This is a genomic window from Nocardia pseudovaccinii NBRC 100343 (assembly GCF_001613225.1).
Lineage (GTDB): Bacteria > Actinomycetota > Actinomycetes > Mycobacteriales > Mycobacteriaceae > Nocardia > Nocardia pseudovaccinii.
Genome location: NZ_BDBY01000050.1, coordinates 1 through 3960 on the forward strand (window position 1 = coordinate 1; position 3960 = coordinate 3960).

5 protein-coding genes and 1 pseudogene are annotated in these 3960 nt (G+C 66.7%); 2 read left to right on the plus strand and 4 right to left on the minus strand.

Annotated features, from left to right (window positions below; all coding sequences use genetic code 11):
- From NP3_RS06385 to NP3_RS06395, 3 genes are all read right to left on the minus strand, one after another.
- A partial coding sequence (locus NP3_RS06385) for an acyl-CoA dehydrogenase family protein (RefSeq protein WP_174566175.1) occupies positions 1 to 497 on the minus strand: 497 nt, incomplete at its 3' end.
- Between the two features lie 161 nt (positions 498 to 658).
- Positions 659 to 1339 carry a TetR family transcriptional regulator gene (locus NP3_RS06390; RefSeq protein ID WP_245720840.1) on the minus strand — a complete coding sequence of 227 codons (681 nt, stop codon included), beginning with the start codon at positions 1337 to 1339 and terminating at the stop codon, positions 659 to 661.
- 62 nt (positions 1340 to 1401) lie between these two features.
- Positions 1402 to 1944, minus strand: a complete 543-nt coding sequence (locus NP3_RS06395; RefSeq protein ID WP_169814452.1) for a GtrA family protein — start codon at positions 1942 to 1944, stop codon at positions 1402 to 1404.
- Positions 1945 to 2114: 170 nt separating this feature from the next.
- On the opposite strand from NP3_RS06395, the gene NP3_RS06400 reads away from it, so the two are divergent.
- The gene (locus tag NP3_RS06400; RefSeq protein ID WP_063038735.1) at positions 2115 to 3290 is read left to right on the plus strand and encodes a 5-(carboxyamino)imidazole ribonucleotide synthase; all 1176 of its coding nucleotides are present in this window, start codon (positions 2115 to 2117) and stop codon (positions 3288 to 3290) included.
- Positions 3274 to 3783: a 5-(carboxyamino)imidazole ribonucleotide mutase gene (gene purE / locus NP3_RS06405; protein ID WP_281197294.1), complete on the plus strand. Its 510-nt coding sequence runs from the start codon at positions 3274 to 3276 to the stop codon at positions 3781 to 3783. The genes NP3_RS06400 and purE overlap by 17 nt, the downstream gene beginning before the upstream one ends.
- On the opposite strand, the pseudogene NP3_RS50285 reads toward purE, so the two are convergent.
- Positions 3784 to 3960 (minus strand): annotated as a pseudogene (locus NP3_RS50285) (sensor histidine kinase); the annotation flags it as partial.

The window sequence follows — 3960 nt, forward strand, 5'->3', positions numbered from 1 at the left end:
CCGCCGTTGGTGATCCAGCACTTGGAGCCGTTGATGATCCAGTCGTCGCCGTCCTGCTTGGCGCGGGTGCGCATGCCTGCGGCGTCGGAGCCGGCCTCACGCTCGGACAGCGCGTAGGAGGCCATCTCGCCGTTGACGATATCCGGCAGCACCTTCTGCTTGAGTTCCTCGGAGCCGTTGAGGATCAGGCCCATGGTGCCGAGCTTGTTGACCGCGGGGATCAGCGAGGACGAACCGCAGACGCGGGCGACCTCTTCGATCACGATGCAGGTGGCGACCGAGTCCGCGCCCTGGCCGCCGTAGGCCTCGGGCACGTGCACCGCGTTGAAGCCCGCGGCGTTCAGCGCGGTGAGCGCCTCCTCCGGGAAGCGGGCGTTGCCGTCGACGTCCTTGGCGTACGGAGCGATTTCCTTCTCCGCCAGCCCGCGGATGGCCGCACGCAGTTCGTCGTGGAAGTCCTCGAGCTGGAAAAGGTTGAAATCGGGGTTTCCCGCCATGGGACACACTCCTGGGGTTTGTCGGTCGTGATTTTGCTGGATCAGAGTTCCAACAGGCGGCACTCAGTGCCATGCTCCGATCGAGCGTACGCCCAGAAGTCTACGTCAAGTGCGGTTATTGTGTGGCACTGAGTGTCAGATACTGCATAGTATGACTCCCGTCACAGACTACCGAGCTGGCGCGTCACCAGATCCGCGACCTGTCGCGGCGGCATATCCCTCGGGAACACCGCGACCACCATTTCCGCCGCCACCGACCCGCGACCACGCGGAATCGCCGCCAACTCCTCGCGCAGATCCGCCGCGCCCGCGTCCGATTCGCCGCGCACCATGCGGCGCAGCAGGTAGTTGTGCGTGGCCGTCACCGCGGCCGTGAACTGCACCCGCGCCAGATCCGGCACCTCCGGCAGCCGCTCACGCAGATAGTCGGTGAACAACCGCTCGTACCGGAAGACGGTCACGATCTCGCGCTCCCGCAGCGCTGGCACCTTCCGCACCACCCGATACCGCCGTTCGGCAATCTCGCGCCACTGGGTGAACCGCTCGAATACCTGCACCACCGCGGCACAGACCGCCTCCCACGGATCCCCCTGCGCCGCCGTCAAGAACTCCGCCGCCTGCGCCAACTGCGACTCGTGATCGGCGAAGATCACATCCTCCTTCGACCGGAACTGCCGAAAGAACGTCCGCCGCGAAATCCCCGCCGCCTCCGCGATCTCATCGACGGTCGTCGCCTCATACCCCTGCTCGGCGAACAACCGCAGCGCCTGATCCACGACGGTCAGCCGGAACCTGGCCGCATCATCCCCGTTACGCCCCCGAACGGTTTCCTCAATCGCCACCGCATCACCGTACTGACCCCGGCCGATACGTGATCCGCATGGCCGAAAATCGACGCGAGTACTCAGCTGTGACCGAGCTGCTCTTCCTCGAGCAGCTCCTCGATTTCCTCGACGAGCTCACTGATCTCGTCCGGGAACACCCAGCGGCGCATCGACCAGAAGCGGAACGCCATCTGCAGCAGGTTGCCGATGATGAAGGCGCTGATGAAGTCCGCGATGTTCTCGACGGTGAAGCTCACATCGGGCTGGCGTAGGTCGAAGACGTAGCTGGAGATCCACAGCGGGATGAAGCTCAGCACGACACCGACGCCGCTGACGCCGAAGAACAGGAGCGCCTCATGGTGCTTCTCGCGCCCGCCGCGGTTCTTGAACGACCACTCGCGGTTGAGGATGTAGGAGCAGATGACCGCGATCACGCCGGAGATGATCTTCGCGGTGACCGGCTTGGTCTCCAGCACGGTCCACTTGAGCACATAGAAGATGCCCGAGTCGATGATGAAGGTGGTCGCGCCGACGATGGCGAATTTGATCAGTTCGTGGTGGCGGTAAGCGATCTCCCGCATGGGCTTGGGGAGGACGTTGACCACGTCGTCGACGAAAGACACAAGGCCCGAGTGTACCGGTAGGGATCATGGCGCTCGGACATGACAAGATTGCACGACGTGAGGGAGCGAAGCGAGCGAACCATCAACACAGCCCCCATGGGGGGGACGCCGGAGCCGAGCGTCAGCGAGGTGCAGGCGTGACACCCAGCCGTTCATTCGATCCTGCCGCCATGCCCACCGTCACCATGATCGGTGGTGGCCAGCTCGCGCGCATGACGCACCAGGCCGCTATCGCGCTCGGTCAGCGGCTGCGGGTGCTGGCGGAGAATCCGGATGACCCGGCCGCACAGGTGAGCCCCGAGGTCGTACTGGGCAGCCACACCGATCTGACCGCGCTGCGCAAGGCCGCCGTCGGTTCGCACGCGCTCACCTTCGATCACGAGCATGTGCCGACCGAACATCTGGAGGCGCTGGTCGCCGAGGGCGTGAATGTGCAGCCGCCGCCGCGCGCGCTGGTCTTCGCACAGGACAAGCTCGCCATGCGGACCAAGCTGTCCGAGCTCGAGTTGCCCGTGCCCGCCTTCGTGCCCGTTACTTCGGCGGCCGACGCGGTGCGATTCGGCGACGAGCACGACTGGCGGATCGTGCTGAAGGCGGTCCGCGGCGGCTACGACGGGCGCGGCGTCTGGATGCCGGAGTCAGCGGCCGAGGCCGAGACGATCGTTTCCGATCAGCTCGCGCACGGTGTACAGCTCCTCGCGGAGGCCAAGGTGGATCTGAAGCGCGAACTGTCGGCGATGGTGGCGCGTTCGCCATTCGGTCAGGCCGCGACCTGGCCGGTGGTGGAGACGGTGCAGCGCAACGGCCAGTGCGCCGTGGTGATCGCACCCGCACCGGACCTGAGTGACGAATTGGCCGCGCAGGCCGAGACGCTCGCGCTGAACCTGGCCAGGGAACTCGGCGTGGTCGGTGCGATGGCCGTCGAACTCTTCGAAACCAATGACGGCGCGATCCTGATCAACGAACTGGCCATGCGCCCGCACAACTCCGGCCACTGGGGCATGGACGGCGCGTGCACCGGCCAGTTCGAACAGCATCTGCGCGCGGTGCTCGACTATCCGCTCGGCGACACCAGTCCGCTGGCGCCGGTCACGGTGATGGCGAACATTCTCGGCGCGGCCGAGGCGCCGACCATGTCGATGGACGAGCGGCTGCACCACCTCTTCGCCAGACTGCCGCAGGCGAAGGTGCACCTGTACGGCAAGGGCGAACGCCCGGATCGCAAGATCGGGCATATCAACGTGCTCGGCGACGATGTCGCCGTGGTGCGCGAGCAGGCCGAGCGCGCGGCGCACTGGATGTCGCACGCGATCTGGACCGACGGATGGGATCCCCACGGTGAGTAATGCGCAAGTCGGCCTGATCATGGGCAGCGACTCCGACTGGCCGACCATGGAGGCCGCCGCGATCGCCTTGGCGGAGTTCGATATTCGCTTCGAGGTCGGCGTCGTCTCGGCGCACCGCACACCCCAGCGCATGCTCGACTACGCCCGCGAGGCGGCGGGCCGCGGACTGAAGGTCATCATCGCGGGCGCGGGCGGCGCCGCCCATCTGCCCGGCATGGTCGCGTCCGCCACCCCGCTCCCGGTCATCGGCGTCCCCGTCCCGCTCAAATATCTCGACGGCATGGACTCCCTGCTGTCCATCGTCCAGATGCCTGCGGGCGTCCCGGTGGCCACCGTCTCCATCGGCGGCGCCCGCAACGCCGGCCTGCTCGCCGCCCGCATCCTCGCCACCGCCGACCCAGCCCTGCGCGCCCGGATGGAGCAGTTCCAGGCCGACCTGGAAGCCATGGTCCTGGAGAAGGACGATGCGCTCCGCAGCAAACTCCTCGGCTGACTAGCGCGGCTCGGGCACCTGCGCGCCGTTGGGTGTGCGTTGCGACGCGCTGGATCCGAGGAACATCGCGAACAGCGCGGGACGGCGGCGCTGCAATTCCAAGCGTCCACCATCGGCCTCGATGAGTGCCCTGGCGAGGGCGAGTCCGACACCCGTCGAGCCGCCTGCGGAGAAGCC

What these genes read in the sequence shown, in the direction of transcription:
- NP3_RS06400 (WP_063038735.1), top strand. Translation starts at nt 2,115, where the DNA reads ATGCCCACCGTCACCATGATCGGTGGTGGCCAGCTCGCGCGCATGACG.